16 protein-coding genes and 1 pseudogene are annotated in these 14,879 nt (G+C 61.9%); 3 read left to right on the plus strand and 14 right to left on the minus strand.

Features of this window, described 5'->3' with window-relative positions; all coding sequences use genetic code 11:
- Positions 1–28: 28 nt before the first annotated feature.
- The 7 genes and pseudogenes from PYR71_RS18500 to ruvC form a co-directional block, all read right to left on the minus strand.
- Positions 29–541: pseudogene (locus PYR71_RS18500) on the minus strand (NUDIX hydrolase).
- Between the two features lie 7 nt (positions 542–548).
- Positions 549–1,451: a metallophosphoesterase gene (locus PYR71_RS18505; protein WP_016737174.1), complete on the minus strand. Its 903-nt coding sequence runs from the start codon at positions 1,449–1,451 to the stop codon at positions 549–551.
- The gene (gene ruvB, locus PYR71_RS18510) at positions 1,452–2,492 is read right to left on the minus strand and encodes a Holliday junction branch migration DNA helicase RuvB (protein WP_183918093.1); all 1,041 of its coding nucleotides are present in this window, start codon (positions 2,490–2,492) and stop codon (positions 1,452–1,454) included. It abuts the gene before it with no gap.
- A gap of 82 nt (positions 2,493–2,574) precedes the next feature.
- Complete coding sequence (ruvA, locus tag PYR71_RS18515) at positions 2,575–3,189, minus strand: Holliday junction branch migration protein RuvA (RefSeq protein ID WP_004669783.1); 615 nt, start codon at positions 3,187–3,189, stop codon at positions 2,575–2,577.
- A gap of 13 nt (positions 3,190–3,202) precedes the next feature.
- Positions 3,203–3,616 (minus strand): type II toxin-antitoxin system VapC family toxin, encoded by a 414-nt coding sequence (locus PYR71_RS18520; RefSeq protein ID WP_064811280.1) that lies wholly within the window; start codon positions 3,614–3,616, stop codon positions 3,203–3,205.
- Positions 3,616–3,867 carry an AbrB/MazE/SpoVT family DNA-binding domain-containing protein gene (locus PYR71_RS18525; RefSeq protein WP_010004698.1) on the minus strand — a complete coding sequence of 84 codons (252 nt, stop codon included), beginning with the start codon at positions 3,865–3,867 and terminating at the stop codon, positions 3,616–3,618. Before PYR71_RS18525 ends, PYR71_RS18520 begins: the two co-directional genes overlap by 1 nt.
- A gap of 57 nt (positions 3,868–3,924) precedes the next feature.
- Positions 3,925–4,434 carry a crossover junction endodeoxyribonuclease RuvC gene (gene ruvC, locus PYR71_RS18530; protein WP_275620364.1) on the minus strand — a complete coding sequence of 170 codons (510 nt, stop codon included), beginning with the start codon at positions 4,432–4,434 and terminating at the stop codon, positions 3,925–3,927.
- Between the two features lie 239 nt (positions 4,435–4,673).
- Here ruvC and PYR71_RS18535 point away from each other — a divergent pair, with 239 nt between their 5' ends.
- Positions 4,674–6,989, plus strand: a complete 2,316-nt coding sequence (locus tag PYR71_RS18535; RefSeq protein ID WP_275620365.1) for a methyl-accepting chemotaxis protein — start codon at positions 4,674–4,676, stop codon at positions 6,987–6,989.
- 125 nt (positions 6,990–7,114) lie between these two features.
- Positions 7,115–8,116, plus strand: coding sequence for an LLM class flavin-dependent oxidoreductase (locus PYR71_RS18540; protein ID WP_275620366.1), 1,002 nt, complete (start codon positions 7,115–7,117; stop codon positions 8,114–8,116).
- A gap of 254 nt (positions 8,117–8,370) precedes the next feature.
- On the opposite strand, the gene PYR71_RS18545 is transcribed toward PYR71_RS18540, so the two are convergent.
- Together PYR71_RS18545 and PYR71_RS18550 are read right to left on the minus strand one after the other, a co-directional pair.
- Entirely contained in the window at positions 8,371–9,117 is a 747-nt protein-coding gene (locus tag PYR71_RS18545; RefSeq protein ID WP_097664114.1) for a YebC/PmpR family DNA-binding transcriptional regulator, read from the minus strand.
- 116 nt (positions 9,118–9,233) lie between these two features.
- On the minus strand, positions 9,234–9,713 hold the full coding sequence (locus PYR71_RS18550) for a DUF6636 domain-containing protein (protein ID WP_275620367.1): 480 nt from the start codon (positions 9,711–9,713) through the stop codon (positions 9,234–9,236).
- Between the two features lie 93 nt (positions 9,714–9,806).
- Between PYR71_RS18550 and PYR71_RS18555 the strand changes: the two genes are divergently transcribed.
- Complete coding sequence (locus PYR71_RS18555; protein ID WP_275620368.1) at positions 9,807–10,310, plus strand: pyridoxamine 5'-phosphate oxidase family protein; 504 nt, start codon at positions 9,807–9,809, stop codon at positions 10,308–10,310.
- A gap of 34 nt (positions 10,311–10,344) precedes the next feature.
- Here the strand turns inward: PYR71_RS18555 and PYR71_RS18560 are convergent, their stop codons facing one another.
- From PYR71_RS18560 to PYR71_RS18580, 5 genes are all read right to left on the minus strand, one after another.
- Entirely contained in the window at positions 10,345–11,193 is an 849-nt protein-coding gene (locus PYR71_RS18560) for an MBL fold metallo-hydrolase (RefSeq protein ID WP_275620369.1), read from the minus strand.
- A 99-nt stretch (positions 11,194–11,292) separates the two neighbouring features.
- On the minus strand, positions 11,293–12,117 hold the full coding sequence (locus PYR71_RS18565; RefSeq protein ID WP_097604023.1) for a TIGR00282 family metallophosphoesterase: 825 nt from the start codon (positions 12,115–12,117) through the stop codon (positions 11,293–11,295).
- A 3-nt stretch (positions 12,118–12,120) separates the two neighbouring features.
- Entirely contained in the window at positions 12,121–12,708 is a 588-nt protein-coding gene (locus PYR71_RS18570) for a 5-formyltetrahydrofolate cyclo-ligase (RefSeq protein ID WP_183918105.1), read from the minus strand.
- A 127-nt stretch (positions 12,709–12,835) separates the two neighbouring features.
- The gene (locus PYR71_RS18575; protein WP_275620370.1) at positions 12,836–13,753 is read right to left on the minus strand and encodes an NAD-dependent epimerase/dehydratase family protein; all 918 of its coding nucleotides are present in this window, start codon (positions 13,751–13,753) and stop codon (positions 12,836–12,838) included.
- Positions 13,750–14,589 carry a glycosyltransferase gene (locus PYR71_RS18580; RefSeq protein WP_275620371.1) on the minus strand — a complete coding sequence of 280 codons (840 nt, stop codon included), beginning with the start codon at positions 14,587–14,589 and terminating at the stop codon, positions 13,750–13,752. The genes PYR71_RS18575 and PYR71_RS18580 overlap by 4 nt, the downstream gene beginning before the upstream one ends.
- Between the last annotated feature and the right edge of the window lie 290 nt (positions 14,590–14,879).

The following is a 14,879-nucleotide window of genomic DNA, read 5'->3' on the forward strand; positions in this document are numbered from 1 at the left end:
TTGCGGCCATACGCATGACGTTACGACGTCAGTTCTTGTCGTCGAGATTGCCGTCGCGCCAGACGAGGTGACGGGGTGCTGCCGGCAGCTTCTCGATGTCATCAGCGATGAAATAGGGCGGGATGTCGAGCGCAGTCAGAGCCTCGCGCGTCGCCCGCACCCATTTGAACTCGAGATGGTTGTCGCCGTCTTCGACCCGATGGATGATTTCGTGCGACTGAAAGGGGAATTCGGGCGGGATCTCCATCAGATAATAGAGGCCGAGTTCATGCCAGTCACGCTGCTCATAGTGGAAAAAATTCTCGACGACCCAGAGCAGGCGGGAAACGGTGACCTCGACGCCGAGTTCCTCCACCATCTCCCGTTTCAGCGTCTCCTCCGACGTCTCGCCGATCTCTGCCCTGCCACCGGGAAAAGTCTAGAAGGGCTCGTGCACGGCGCGATGGACGAGCACATGGCCATCACGAAAACCTAGGCCGGCGATGCGATAGTTGAAACGCTCGGCCCCCGCGGTCAGGCGGATGAGGGTACGCTTGCTCATGACGTTCTTATCCGAGATCGATGACGACGATTTCCGGCGGTACGCCGAAGCGGACTGGCGCGATGGAGCAGCCGAGGCCGCCGGACACGATGATATTGCGCCCCTCCTCGACGATATGGCCATAGGCGTAGCGATTGCCGTAACGCGAGGGGACGATCGGCGAACGGCCGAGGAAACGGATCTGCCCGCCATGGGTGTGGCCGGACAGCGTCAGCGAGACGCGCTCGGGCACGCGCGGGAAGATATCGGGCTCATGAGCAAGCAGGATGACGGGCGCATCGTCGGTCACCTGCGCCATCGTGCCGTCGAGGTCGTCGAGGCCAAGCATGCGTGTGCGCCCCCATTTCCTGCCGGGCAGCAGCGCCAGCTGGTCTTCGAGGCCCGCGAACCAGAAGCCGCGGCCGTCCTTTTCGAGCCGAACGGCGCGATTGCCGTAGACCGGGATGCCGACGTCGGCAAGCGCCCGGTGTCCGAATGTTTCCATCCCGCCGTTCTTCTGGGCAGTCCTGTCCTCCCACCAGTCATGATTGCCCATGATCGCATGGACGCCGAGAGGGGCCTGCAGAGTGGCCAGCGCCTTCGACCACTGGCTCGAATGCACGTATTGCGTCACCATGTTCATGCCCGAGGCGTAATCGCCGAGCAGGACGGTGACGTCGCCTTCGAGTTCATTCGCCCTGTGGCAGATCGCTGTGATGCGGTTTGCCGACATCCAGGGTTCGCAAGCATGAATATCGGCGAGCGCGACGACGCGGAGCTTCAGTCCCGGCGTCCATCCCGGCGGCGTCAGCCGGTAACGAGCGATGCCGAGCCGCGCCAGCGGTTCATAGGCGAAGGCGTAACCACCAAGCGACATGACGCCTGCGATCCCGCCGCCGACAAGCTTGAAAAATCCGCGGCGGGTGATCACTCAGTCGTCCTCCTGGAACAGCCGGAACTGCGCAGCCTCCATGTCCTTGGGCGGTTGCATTCCGAGATGTTTCCACGCGATTGCGGTCAGAACACGGCCGCGCGGCGTGCGCTGAATGAAACCCTGCTGGATCATGTAAGGCTCGATGATGTCCTCGATTGCGTCGCGCGGTTCCGACAGGCCGGCGGCGATGGTTTCGATACCGACCGGGCCGCCGCCGAAATTGACGGCGATCATGTTGAGGTAACGCTTGTCGAGCTGATCGAAGCCGACATTGTCGACGAGCAAGCGGGTCAGCGCCTCGTCGGCGATCTCGCGGGTGACGGCTTCCGCCCTTGCCACCTCGGCGAAATCGCGCACGCGCCGCAGCAGCCGGCCGGCGATGCGTGGCGTGCCGCGGGCGCGTCTGGCGATCTCGCGCGCACCTTCTTCGGTCATCGGCAGGTTCATCAGCCGCGCGCCGCGGCGCACGATCAGTTCTAGCTCCTCGACGGTATAGAAGCTCAGGCGCACCGGGATGCCGAAGCGGTCGCGCAACGGCGTCGTCAGCAGGCCGAGGCGGGTGGTCGCCGCCACCAGGGTGAATTTCGACAGATCGATTTTCACCGAGCGGGCGGCAGGGCCCTCACCGATGATGAGGTCCAATTGGAAATCTTCCATGGCCGGATAAAGGATTTCCTCCACCGCCGGATTGAGGCGATGGATTTCGTCGATGAAGAGCACATCGCGCTCCTCGAGATTGGTGAGCAGTGCGGCGAGATCGCCGGCCTTGGCGATGACAGGACCTGACGTCGAGCGGAAATTGACGCCGAGTTCCTTCGCCATGATCTGCGCGAGCGTCGTCTTGCCGAGACCGGGCGGACCGACGAAAAGCACATGGTCCAGCGCCTCGCCGCGGTTCTTCGCAGCCTCGATGAAGACCTTCAGATTGGCGCGCGCTTCCGCCTGACCGGTGAATTCGTCCAGCGATTGCGGGCGCAGGGTAATGTCGAGATCTTCGCCCCGCTTTTCCGGCGATATCAGGCGGGCGGGTTCGCTCATGCTCTTATTCCGTTTTGAAACCTGTCACAGCAATACACCAAAAAACGGTCGTCTCGATATCCAACCGTCGTTTTTCCGGGCTTCACCGCGCCAACTCCTTCAATCCCAGCCTGATCAGCTTAGCGCTGTCTGCGCCGTCGCCGGCCGTCTTCATCGCCGCCGCAACTGCATTGGCCGCCTGGTCTCTGCTGTAGCCGAGGTTGGTCAGCGCGGAGACCGCATCGGCGACCGGCGCCGCCGCGACACCTTCGCCGAGTTCCTGCTTGAGGGCGATATTGATCGCTTCCCCGGCAAAGGCCGGCGCCCGGTTCTTGAGCTCGGTGACGAGGCGCATCGCCACTTTCGGGCCGACGCCCGGCGCGCGGGAAACGGCGGCGCGGTCCTGCAGTGCAATCGCATTGGCGAGTTCGCCCGGCGTCAAGGTCGAGAGCACGGCAAGCGCGACCTTGGCGCCCACCCCTTGAACGCTTTGCAGCAGGTTGAACCACTCCCGCTCCAATGCAGTCATGAAGCCGAAGAGCTTCAACTGATCCTCGCGCACATAGGTCTCGATGAACAGCACGCAGGCCTCGCCAGCCGAGCCGAGTTTGGACAGAGTGCGGGCCGAGCAGTGGGCGACGTAGCAGACGCCGTGCACATCGACGAGCACATAGTCTTCGCCGATCTCGTCTATGGTGCCTTTCAGCTTGCCGATCATGGGGCGTGGTCTCTCAAGGGTGCGTTTCGGGCGTGATAAGTTCAACGGAGGGGAAATAAGATCGGTATCCGCCGGGGTCGCGGGTCAAAATCTTGTAGCCCCTTATCGCCGCATGTGCGCCGATGAGGAAGTCGGGCAATATCTGTTCGCGCCGTCCGCCGGCGCGACGGTAAAGCCGGAAGGCTTGAGCTGCGGCGAAGACAGCCGGCCAAGGCAGGTTCTCGCGGCGGAACTCATCCTGCGGAAGCAGTTGCTCGACTTCATCCATATCGTCGTAGCGAACGGAAAATTCGGAATAGATGATCGGATTTATGAGGACCGGGCCATCTCGGAAGACATCGAGCATTTTTCGACGAGACCAACCGTGCCAGTCCGAACCGGCCACAGCCAGATCGACAAGGATGTTTGTATCGACAAGCGTTGCCATCAGCGATCACGGGTCATCGACATGAGGTCTTCGGCATCAATCGCCTGATCGCCGGTGCCTTCGAGACGGCGGATCGTCTGCAGGAAACGGTCGAGCCGGCCCCGATCCTCGATCTCCTGCTTGCAGTTCTTCGGCGAGAGAACCAGCTTGCCGTTCTCGATCGAGAAGATGACCTCGCTGTTGGCCTCGATGCCGGCGAGCTCTCTGAGATCGCGAGGGATGGTGACCTGGCCTTTGGACGTGACGCGCATCTTGCTGCTCCTTCGAAGTAAGAATTATCCTTACTGATAGAACAAGTCAAGAACAGATTAGCCTGCCAGTGCCTGCCGCATCCGATTGATGCCGCGATTGTGCGCATGGCAGATGGCGATCGCCAGGGCGTCGGCGGCATCGTCGCCCTTGAATTCGACTTTCGGCATCAGGATCTTCAACATCATGTGAATCTGATGTTTTTCGCCATGGCCGACGCCGATGACGGCCTTCTTGACGGCGTTCGGCGCATATTCGGAGACCTGCAGACCGGCGCGCGCCGGCACCAGCATGGCGATGCCGCGGGCCTGGCCAAGCTTGAGGGTCGCCACCGCATCCTTGTTGACGAAGGTCTGTTCGACGGCGGCCTCATCCGGCTTGTAAGCGTGGACGACCTCCGCCAGGCCGTCATGCAGCTGGCACAGGCGGGAGGCGAGATCCATGTCTCCGTCGGAGGTCACGGTTCCCGAGGCCACAAACCGCAGGGAATTGCCCAGCGTGTCGATGATTCCCCAGCCGGTGCGGCGAAGTCCTGGATCGATGCCGACGATGCGAATCGTATTTTGCATGGTTTAACCTATAGCGACTGCGAAATAACTGCCATCGATATGTGAACAAAACAAAAACCTTCTCGAATAAGCTGCTCCATTTACCGCGAATTAAAACAGATGCTTGAATTCTAGTGTCGAATACGAAGGGGGTCTCGTGTCGCAAGAGATAAGCCCCCGAGGTTCTGTTTTAAGATGGTCGATCTGGCTCACGCCGCCTGCCCGCGCCGGCAGACGCGTTCAGAAGGGGTTCGTCGTACATGGCTCAGAGATTTCAATCCCTGTCCTTCAAGGTCATTGCCACATTCATCCTGATGACCGTGCTGTCGATCGCGGTGATCGACGTGCTCGCCTATTTCGCCAGCAGCCGCATCTCAGACGAGCAGGCGCTAAAGGCCAAGGAGAGCGTGCTGATCTTCCGCGGCGACATGCTGCAGGACCAGCTGGCGCAGCTCGAGAACCAGGCCAATTCCATTGCCCGCATCGAGGCGCTGCAGATGTCGATCACCAGCCTGAAGAGCGGCTGGAAGACCATCGAGAAGACCTCCGGCAATGCCCGCGCCGAGCTGAAGAAAGTCTTCATCACGGCCAATCCCAACCCGGCCGATCAGCGCGAGAAGCTGATGAAGCCGGAAGCGCCGAGCGGCTTTTATTATTCGAACCATGAGAAGACGCAGGGCGAAGTCGCCCGCGACCTCGAAGACACTGCTTTCAGCGATCTCTTGATCGCCGATCTCGACGGTTCCGTTCTCTATTCCTACAAGAAGGAAGACGACTTCGCCGAGAATCTGAAGTCGGACGCCTGGAAGACGACCGGCGCTGGCATCGCCTTCGCCAAGGCGATCGAGAATACCGCCAAGGCGACCGATGATGCCGCACCGACAGGCTTTTCCGGGCTCCGCGTCGATGCGGCCAGCGGCAGGTCGGCGATCTTCTATGCCGTGCCGATCGTCAAGCTCGGTGCGGCCAAGGGCATCATCCTGTTCAAGGTGCGTGACGATATCGTCGCCAGCATCCTGGCAAAGGGGATTGTTCAGGGCAGCACCGCGCGGGCGGCGATCGTCTCTGCCGATGGTTCCGCGATCGGTCTCGATGCGAACGGCAAACTTGCGACGCTCGATGCCGCTCCCTTCACCTTCATCAAGGACGCGCTCGCCAGTTCAGCGATGACGGTGGCCGACTTCAACAGGACGGACGGCTCCGCGCGCGCCTATGTCCGCGGCATCGATTATCGCGGCGACCGCTTCCTCGTGGTCGAAAGCGTGCTGCTCAGCGAACTCAATGCCGGCTCGCTGGAGATCGCCACTTTGCTGACGATGATCGGCATCGGCGTGCTCGTCGTCATGGCGATCGCCACCGGCCTCGTCACCAATTTTCTGTTCTCGCCGCTTGCGCGGCTTGCCGGCGTCACGCGCGATGTCGCCGATGGCAAGCTCAACACCGAGATCGGCAGCCTGAGCCGAAAAGATGAGATCGGCACGATGGCCAACGCGCTTGCCCGCTTCCGGCAGTCGCTGATCGAAGGCCGCGAACTGGAAGCCGCCAACGAAGAGACACGCCTACAGGCCGAGCAGGACCGCCAGCAGAACCTTGCCGAGCGCGACGCAGAGGCGAAGACGCTGCAGCAGGTGGTGGAGGCGATCGATGAGGGCCTGCATCATCTGGCGAACGGGGATCTCGCCTATCAGATCGAGCGGCGCTTCCCGAACGAGCTCGAAAGCCTGCGCATCAATTTCAACGAAGCGCTCGCGACGCTGAGCGAAACCATGACGGCCATCGGCGGTAACTCGATGGCGGTGCGGGCGGGCTCCGAGGAGATGCGCACCGGCGCCGACGAGCTTGCCGGGCGCACCGAGCGCCAGGCCGGCTCGATCACCGAGACGGCGAATGCAATCAGCGCCATCACCCAGTCCGTCCGCCGGCAGATCGAGCGGGCCGAACAGGCCGAGCGCATCGCCCGCGACGCCAAGAAGGAGACGACCGGCTCCGGCCAGATCATGCGCGAGACGATCGCAGCGATGGAGGCGATCCAGACCTCCTCACGCCAGATCAACACGATCATCTCTGTCATCGATGATATCGCTTTCCAGACCAATCTTTTGGCCCTCAATGCCGGTGTCGAGGCGGCGCGCGCCGGCGAATCGGGCAAAGGTTTTGCTGTCGTCGCGATGGAAGTGCGTGAACTCGCTCAGCGCTCGTCGAGCGCCGCCAAGGAGATCTCCAGCCTGCTGCAGAAATCGACGCATGAGGTCGAAAGCGGCGTGTCGCTTGTGGAAAGGGCAGGGGTCGCGCTGACCGGCATCGGCGCGCATGTTGAGGCGATCAACGGGCAGATCAATGAGATCATGGATGCGACTCGCGAGGAGGCCAATACGCTGCGCGAGATCAACAGCGCCGTCGCCGAACTCGACGCGATGACGCAGCAGAATGCCGCGATGGTCGAGGAAACGACGGCAGCGATCCACCGGCTGGCGACGGAAGCCCTGGAAATGGATCGCCAGCTCGGCAATTTCACGCTGCCGCACGGCGATCACAGGCCAAGCGCCGAAGTACATGTGCTGCGCCGTCACCGCTGAGGCGTCGCTTTCAACCCGAATAAGGGGTCGCGTCCGCGCGGCCCTTTTGTTTGCCTGCATGGTTTGGAAAGGTGCGGGCGCGAACCTACATAGGCTGCATCCTTCAACTGGCCGGCAGGTTTCTCATGGTTCCCTTTTCCATCCTCGACCTTTCTCCCGTTGCCGAAGGCAGCACTGTCAGCGAGTCGCTCGAGAGTTCGGCGCGGATGGCCCGCAAGGCCGAGGAATTCGGCTACAAACGCTTCTGGCTCGCCGAACATCACGGCATGCCGGGGATCGCCAGCGCGGCCACCGCCGTCGTCATCGCTCATGTCGGGGCCGCGACCAAGCACATCCGGATCGGTTCCGGCGGCATCATGCTGCCCAACCATTCGCCGCTCGTCATCGCCGAGCAGTTCGGCACGTTGGAGGCGCTCTTCCCCGGCCGCGTCGATCTCGGCCTCGGGCGTGCGCCGGGGACGGATATGCGCACGGCGCAGGCGCTGCGGCGCAACCTCGAGGCCGGTGCCAACAGCTTTCCGAACGACGTGGTCGAGCTGCAGCAGCTGCTCGGCGCGCCGGTCGAGAATCAGGCGATCCTTGCCGTCCCCGGCAACGGCTCACATGTTCCGATCTGGCTGCTCGGCTCCAGCCTCTACAGCGCCCAGCTCGCCGCCATGCTCGGGCTTCCCTATGCCTTCGCCTCGCATTTTGCGCCCGACATGCTGCTCGATGCGATCGCAATCTACCGCGACCGCTTCCAGCCCTCGGCAACGCTCGACAAGCCCTATGTGATGGTCGGCGTCATGGGCGCGGTGGCGGCGACGGATGAGGAGGCGCACTATCATTTCACTTCCGCCGAGCAGCAGTTCGTCAATCTGCGCCGCAATGTCCGCGGTCCGTTCCCGCGTCCGGTGGCTGATATGGAGGCGTTCTGGTCGCCGATGGAGAAGATGAACGTCGAACACACGCTGCGTTATGCCGTGGTCGGCTCGCCGGAGACGGCGGAGGCGAAACTGACAGCGTTTCTCAAGGAAACGCAGGCCGACGAGGTGATCATTTCCATGCCGATCCATGATATCGAGACACGGCTGAGATCGGTGGAGTTATTCGCGGGCCTGGGAAATTTCATGCGGGTGGCCGCATAGGTTCGCAACGGCCGTCTTAAGAGCGGAACATCCGCGAGGCGATGAGCTACCCGTCAGAAGAAGCCCGGCGTCGCAACCGGGTTCAAAGGCGGCCAACCACTCTTTCGTCATGCTCGGGCTTGTCCCGAGCATCTGCCGTGGCTGCAGTAGATCCTCGGCACAAGGCCGAAGGATGACGGCGAGTAAAGAGCAAGGTTTGTCAACAACTGAACCCGGCGCTGCAGCCGGGTTTTCTATCGGGATGTCCGAAAAACTCAGGCCGAGAGCTTGGCCAGCACTTCTTCCGAGACCTCGAAGTTGGAATAGACGTTCTGCACGTCGTCGTCATCTTCCAGGCTGTCGATCAGCTTCATCAACGACTGGGCTTTTTCCTCGTCCACCGGCACGTTGTTCTGGGCGCGCCAGACGGCCTTGACGGTTTCGGCTTCGCCGAGGCCGGATTCCAGCGCTTTCGACACTTCGCCGAGGGCTTCGAAGGCGCAGGTGATATAGTGGCCCTCTTCATCGGTCTCGACGTCGTCGGCGCCGGCTTCGATCGCGGCTTCCATCACCTTGTCGGCATCGCCGACGGAAAGCTTGTAGGTGATTTCGCCGACATGGTCGAAGGAGAAGGACACGGAGCCGGTTTCGCCGAGGGCGCCGCCGGCCTTGGTGAAGATCGAGCGGACGTTGGAGGCGGTGCGGTTGCGGTTGTCGGTCAGGGCTTCGACGATGATCGCCGTGCCGCCCGGGCCGTAACCCTCGTAACGGACTTCATCGTAGTTCTCGCCATCGGCGCCGGCTGCCTTCTTGATGGCGCGGTCGATATTGTCCTTCGGCATGGACTGGGCCTTGGCGTTCTGGATCGCCAAGCGAAGGCGGGCATTCATCGTCGGGTCGGGCAGGCCGGCTTTGGCGGCAACGGTAATTTCGCGCGCGAGCTTGGAGAACATTTTCGACCGCACGGCATCCTGACGGCCCTTGCGGTGCATGATGTTTTTAAACTGTGAATGGCCAGCCATGGCACCCCTGTTCACGTCTCATTGTTCGGAATGGGCCGCCTTATAAGAGCGAAACGGTACCCGTTCAAGGAAAAAGCGGTGGATTTGCCGCACGGTGCGCGGGCCTGCCGCCCGTTTCATTCAACCGTCAATCGCTTACGGCTGGCCAGGAAACCATGTCCGTCGCGGCGTCGGCAACGCAGCCCCTCCGTGGCGGAGGCGCACGAATAGGGTCCTCCCCTCCAGGTATCGCCATAGTCGAGAATATGATCCTCGCTGCAGCAGGCTGTATCGCCAACCATCTTGAAGATGGAGGCGCTGCCGCTTGCCGACAGGATGAGGCGGACGTAGAGCGGCTCTTTGCGATCGCAGGCAAGCTCCGGACCACCGTCTTCGGGAACATACATTTCGACGCCGCCCTTTGGCGTATAGACACAGCCGATATTCCTTGTCGGGGTGACGAAGACGATCTGGCCATTTTCGTCGGGCTTGAAGGTCTTTTCTGCCGCAAGGACCGTTGGCGCAAAGGCTGCGCAAAAAACCAAAGCCAGAATCAAATGTCTTGTTCGCATGGTGATCCTTTCTCGGCCAGGGCGCACTATCGCATATTCCCGCACGCCGAAAAGACGGCGTCGTCCACTGCCTCCGCGGGGAACAAAGGCGAAAGGATGACGTTTCAATCGAACTCCATCCAACGGAAAGGAACGGTCATGGCAAGTCTCAGCGAGGCGCGGGAGCAACCAGCACGTCAGCTTTGGGATCAGGTCAACGGCGTTCATGCCGGCATGCTCGGAATTTCCGGGCTTGATATGCACATGCAGCCGATGGCGCCGCATGCCGATCCCACCACCAACACCATCTGGTTCTTCACCAAGACCGACGCCGATATCGTCCGCGCCATCAAGCCCGGCAGCCGCGCGCATTTTTGCGTCATCGGTAAGGATCACGATTATCACGCCTGCCTCTCCGGCGTGATAGAGGTACGCCCCGACCCTTCCAAGATCGAGGAATATTGGAGTTCGATGGTAGCGGCCTGGTATGACGGCGGCAAGAAGGACCCGAAACTCACCATGCTTTCCCTGCATGTCGATGATGCCGAGATCTGGGTTTCCACCGGCAACACCCTGAAATTCGGGTGGGAGATCGCCGAGGCCAATCTCGACGACGACAAGATGCCCGACGTCGGCGTGAAACGCCACCTGCAGTTTGCCTGATACGCGGGCTTGAAGGAACCCGCCCCGGACCTTCTTACTGCACGCCTTTCATGACGTAGATCAGCGGCTTCTTCGGCAGCGTGCGCATGGAGACGGTGATGCTGTCATCGGGCGCATAAGCGACATCGAAGTCCTTGCCGAACATGGCGACGAAGGCACTGACCGGCGGGCCGCGGCGGTGCATCGGGAGGATCAGCGACGAGCGCAGCCGTTTGATGACACGGCTCATGCTGTCGGCGCCCATGGTGAGGCCGCCGTCGACCGGCACCATGACGACGTCGAGGCGGCCGATTTCGGTATAATGCGTATCCGTCAGCTCGTAATGCAGATGGCCGAGATGGCCGATGCAAAGGCCGGCAATTTCGAAGACGAAAATCGAGTTTCCATTCTGCTGCGAGCCGCCGAGGCCATAGCTGAAGCGGATATCCGTGGCGATGTTGCGGATATGGGCGTCGCCGACCACAAGATCGATCTTAGCTGCCTCGCCGGGATCATCGCTCCAGCCATGCAGCACATGCTTGATCCCCGGCTCAGGCGTCAAGGTGAAGTGGGTCGTATGAGCCTTGTTCATCGTTACGACGTCTGGAAGCGCCGCCGGCCGATACCAGCCGTTATAGTCGGTCGCGATGATGATGCCGGCGGGCGTATCGATCTCGAAAGTGGAGTGGCCGAGGAAGGTGAATTTGACGTCCTCGCCCTCGGAGACGGCAGGTGCGACCGGCTGGGCGCCGGAAAAGCTGGCGAAGGTCGCCTTGGGGATTGTCTGCGCGATCGCCTGGCACTGGCTGACGGGCGCTCGCTGTTCCTGCGCCGTTGCTTCGTGATCCGACACGATGAAAGCGGCAAGGCATGCGATCGCGAGGACAAGATGTTGCGGCCTCATGCCACCCCTCCGGCGCTTTCACGTGAATGCCGGAGAATGCGGCAAGAGGTCGCAGGGGTCCAGACCGGGGCTGCTCACATTTGCGTGTTGGAGCGGCGTCTACCGCCAGAATTCCGGCACCGTCTCCGCCAGCCGCGGGCCGAGCCGGAGCGGCGCGATCTTTTCGGCCAGTCCCGTGGCGTCGGAAATCTCGACGCCGACGCCGCAGATCGTCGCCGGGCCGCTCGCCGCTTCCATGCGGCCCTTCGGCATCTTGGAGATGAAGCGGTTGAGCGGCTCCTCCTTGTCCATGCCGAGCGAGGAATCGTAATCGCCGCACATGCCGGCATCCGACATATAGGCCGTGCCGCCATTCAGGATCTGCGCATCGGCGGTCGGCACATGAGTATGCGTGCCGACGACGAAACTGGCGCGGCCGTCGACGAAATGGCCGAAACACTGTTTCTCGCTGGTCGCTTCCGCATGGAAATCGAAGATGATTGCATCGGCCTGCTCCTTCAGCGGGCAGGCGTCGAGGATCACCTCCGCCGATTTGAAGGGATCGTCGAGTTCCGGATGCATGAAGACCCGGCCCATGACATTGGCGACGAGCACGCGCGCGCCGTTCCTGGCATAGAAAAGGCCGGAGCCGCGGCCGGGCGTGCCTTGGGGATAGTTGGCCGGCCGCAGAAACTGATCGTGGCGCCCCGCAAAGGCGACCGCTTCCTTCTGGTCCCAGACGTGATTGCCGGTCGTTACCACATCTGCGCCGGCATTGATCGTCTCCAGAAAAATGTCCTCGGTGATGCCGAAGCCGCCGGCGGCGTTCTCGCCGTTGACGATGACGAAATCCAGCCGGAGGTCGGAGATCAAGCCGGGGAGGCGGTCCCAAACCGCCGTGCGTCCCGTCTTGCCGACCATGTCACCCAAAAAAAGCAGCCGCATTCCCTATCCAATCCAAGAGGCAAAAAAGCGCAGGCCGCTTTCTGTCAGGATGGCATCCAGGCTTATGTCATGCGGCTCGTCGGGCACATGTGCCACTTCCTGGCAGTCGAATGCAATGCCGATCAGCTTCGGATGCAGGCGTTTCTCTCTTAGCCGGCTGATGGCGCGGTCGTAGTAGCCGGCGCCGTAGCCGATGCGATGGCCACGGATATCGAAGGCCGAAAGCGGCACCAGCATGATCTCGGGATCGAGAATGTCGGCCTCCGCGCCGGGAGCCACTGTGCCGAAGCCGGTCTCGATGAGAGGCACGTCTTGCGTCAGTTCCCGAAAGGCGATGGTCTGCTTGTCGAGGATCGCCGGCACGCACAGCCGCGCGCCGCGCGCTGCAAACCGGGCCATCAGCGGCCGCAGATCGGCCTCGGACCGGATCGGCAGGAAACCGGAGACGATCGTGCCCGGCGCAAAGGCGACAGCCTCGCCGGCATGATCTGCCATTGCAAGGCTTTTGGAGATACGCTCCTCAGGAGAGATGGCGTCCCGGGCGGCCAGCCGTTCATTGCGCAACTGCGCTTTCAGTTCTCGTGCGGTCATTCGATCTGCCAGATGTGAAAGGTTCGGCCGAGCATAGACGGCTGGAGGTCCGATGCAAATGCAGGGTGCGACAGGAGCGCAGCGGTTTCACGCCGTGTCAGCCGCGGCCGCGATCGTCAGGGGATGCCTATCGCTCCTGCGTCGATTCGTGTGCCGACGTCGGCAGCGCGACGGCCATTCGCCGCATTGTTTCCTCGAACAGAGGAGTTCCGCCCGGCATCCAACCGAGCGCGCGGATTTTCGCCGTGCTCATCGGAGTGAGCGCTTTGCTGTCGGCCGGAGCTGGCAGCGCATGACGACAGTCCGTCTCACGGCGGATGGGTGCAAGGATGTCGCGGGTGTCGACGACGATGTCCGACACGTTGAAGATCTCGCCGGAGATGCGGGTGCTTTCCGTCTCCAGCATCAGCCGCACCGCGCGCCCGAGGTCACGGCCGTGAACCTCCGTGCCTGCGCGGGGAGCGACTGGCCGGCCGGCGCGATAATCGTCGATGAGGCCGTCCCATTTGTTTGGCGAGAGATCGCCATAGATGCCGGTCGTCCTCAGACTGACGCCGGCAAAACCCGGAGTCGAGAGGTGGGTCAGCGCGCCTTCGGCGTCGAGTTTGATCTGGCCGTAGAGCGTCTCCGGCTTCGGCAGCGTCGTTTCTGTGAGCTCGGTTCCGGGCGGATGTTCGCCGTAGGCAGCGCGGCTGGACAGGAAGACGCAGCGGCGCGTGCCGGCACGTTTGGCAGCTTCGAAAAGCCGGACGGTGCCGTCGAGGTTCAACCTGTGGAAGGTCGTCGGATCGTCGCCTTCGCCGCCGCGATATTTGCCGGGAACATGGCTGAAGGCGGCGTGGACGAAGAAATAGGCGTCGTCGAAAATGTCGATCTGATCCTGGTCGGGATCGAGGGAGAGCGCTGCGAACTCGACCGGGCGGGAGAAGAGGCTGGGATGCGGCGCCCGGCGGCCGCCGACGACCACCTGATAGCCGGCGGTCAGTAGCTCCTCGACGACATAGCGGCCGACGAGACCCGTTCCGCCGGATACCAATACCTTCATGCTGCCCCTTCCGGATTGTCCAGCGCCGCGATCTCCGGCACATCGCTATCATTGTGGAAGCGATACCACAAATCGATCAAGGGTTGTAACCGTACTGCCTTGGGGTGATCCTTTTCCCACGGTTTTTCATATTGGTAGTGCAGGATCGAAATTCTCTTCCAGTCCCAGAGCGCCGGCATGGTGAACCATACATATTGCAGCATGTTGAAATAGACCGGCAGGCCGTGCCAATCCGGGAAGAAGGTCTCAAGAAAGGTCTGATCGGTGCGGCGCCAGAAGACTTCCGGCGTGTCGAGCCTTTCGAGCATGTGCCGGAACGTGTCATGCGACGGCGTTGCGACGAAAACGCCGGAATTCATCCGGCGGAAGTCGGCGATGCTTTCGTAGACATTGGGGGCGGCGGAAAATTCCGGATAGAAGAAGAGCCTGTCGACGTTTTTCAGCACCAGGGCATCGGCATCGATGAAGACGCAGCGCTCGTATTCGACGAGCTGCCAGAGCCTGAGCTTGCAGAAATTGTCGAGCGGCGAATGGAACGCCGGCTTGCGGCCCTTGGTGAAAGGCGCTGCGGAATGAAGTTGGCCGCGGGCGTGGCGTTCGTTGAAGACGTCGGAGAGCGGCAGATGCTCGACCTCGATCAGGCGGCAGCCGAGAGCTTCCAAGGGCGCGAGGGCGGCTGCATCGACGCCACTGGTATGGAGGACGACGATATCGGCGGTGGTGCCGGTTCGTCGCAAGGATCGGGCAAGCGCAGTCGCACCAATGGCGTAGTCGGCGTTGGTGACAAGGGTGACGTAGGCGAAACGGTGGCGTGGCTGTGTGGTCACGTGCGCCATCACCGCCCTAATGAATCATCCGGCGAGGTGTGTCTCTGTACACCGGCGGCGAGTTTGGCGAGAACGCCAGCCCCACTCGCCGTCATCCCAGGCCTTGAGCCTGGGATCCCTGCGACTGCTGCTGACGGAGGCGGTGTGGATGCTCGGCTCAGGGCCGAGCATGACGGAGGGTGGGGTGGGGGGAAGGAGTCATTCACAACGCAGACGCCGGTATCACGGAGGCCATCTGCCAGCGAAACCAGGCAATGCCGGTCACGGCTTAAACTAACTTGTTGAGGGAGTTTTATTGC

Origin of the sequence: Rhizobium mulingense, assembly GCF_029194105.1 — a bacterium.
Lineage (GTDB): Bacteria > Pseudomonadota > Alphaproteobacteria > Rhizobiales > Rhizobiaceae > Rhizobium > Rhizobium mulingense.